We start from the raw sequence: 1,151 nt of genomic DNA, 5'->3' as shown, positions 1-1,151 counted from the left end.
ACCCATGGCCGCGTAACTAACCAAAATCAGCCTCCGGCAAACCCGGCGCGGTTCACTTGGCCGTCCCCAGATCCCTCTGAGACCAGCCTGAGCCGACCCCTGTGCCGAGCTCGTAGTATTGCATGGACCGTCACGCAGCGCTGTCGAGCACCAGCATAGAAACGTGCGTATTTTGCGCAGAACGGAGTAGTGTTATCATGCCAAGAATACACCACCCAGGAAGCCTACGATTAGTATGGCAAGATAAAAGAGGTTCGCTAACCCGTTGCTGCGCAACGTGTTCTGGCGATTCTCACGACTTGCGCCGACTTGCGGATTTTTTGAGCCGTAACGGCGCCTTCTGAACCTTGTCCGTAGCGGTCGGATCGGTGAGAATCCGGCATGGTCATCAGGCGGGAAACCAAGCGAGGGGCGCACGAGGAGCGGCGGGTTGCCAAAGCCCGCGGCCGCCGTCAGACCGGACGTATGCCCCGCAACCTCGATCATCTCCCGGCCGGTAAGCACGCTGAACTGGCGTTCGTGGTGGAGGTGCTGACGGCGGGCTTCGACGAGGAGCGTTCGACCCGCTGGGCCAAGCACCTGAAGAACGGTCAGATCCTCCGCATCATCCTCTACGGCAGCTACGCCAGGGGCGACTGGGTCGAGGATCCGGTCGGCCGCTACTTCAGCGACTATGACCTTCTGGTCGTGGTGGCGGACGAGAAGCACGCCGACGTGCTGGAATTCTGGGGCGCCGCCGAGAAGCGGCTGCTGGCGGAGCTGTCATCGGGCGAGCAGCTGCGCACGCCGGTCAACTTCATCGTCCATAGCCAGGCCGAGGTGGACGACGCCCTGACGCGGGGCCGCTACTTCTTCATGGACATCATGGCGGACGGGGTGGAGCTGCTGTCGGCGCCGGACGCGCCCGCCTTCGTGGAGCCGCAGCCCCTGGCGCTCGACGTGGCGCTGGCGGAAACCCAGGCCCATACGAGGACTGGATTCCGAGCGCGGCCAAGGCCCTGAAGGGTGCCCTTATCCGCAGGGATCAGCATTCTCTCCCACTCATGGTTAGGCGGGAATATCCAGGGTTCCCACAATACTGCGCTGGCTGGTGCGGGCTCCCGCACCCAAGCATCACAAAAACCCCCGCAGCCAAAACTGCGGGGGTTTTT

Annotated in this window: 1 protein-coding gene; it reads left to right on the top strand. The window is 62.8% G+C overall.

All coding sequences use genetic code 11. The features are described from left to right. The first annotated feature begins 465 nt into the window (after positions 1 to 465). Positions 466 to 1,002 carry a nucleotidyltransferase domain-containing protein gene (locus DXK21_RS16410; protein ID WP_162790729.1) on the top strand — a complete coding sequence of 179 codons (537 nt, stop codon included), beginning with the start codon at positions 466 to 468 and terminating at the stop codon, positions 1,000 to 1,002. Positions 1,003 to 1,151 lie beyond the last annotated feature (149 nt).

The sequence above is a fragment of the Brevundimonas bullata genome, from assembly GCF_003350205.1.
In the GTDB taxonomy this organism is placed as follows: Bacteria; Pseudomonadota; Alphaproteobacteria; order Caulobacterales; family Caulobacteraceae; genus Brevundimonas; species Brevundimonas bullata.
Note: the sequence above shows the minus strand (reverse complement) of the source record. Positions and strands in the feature narration are given on the sequence as shown.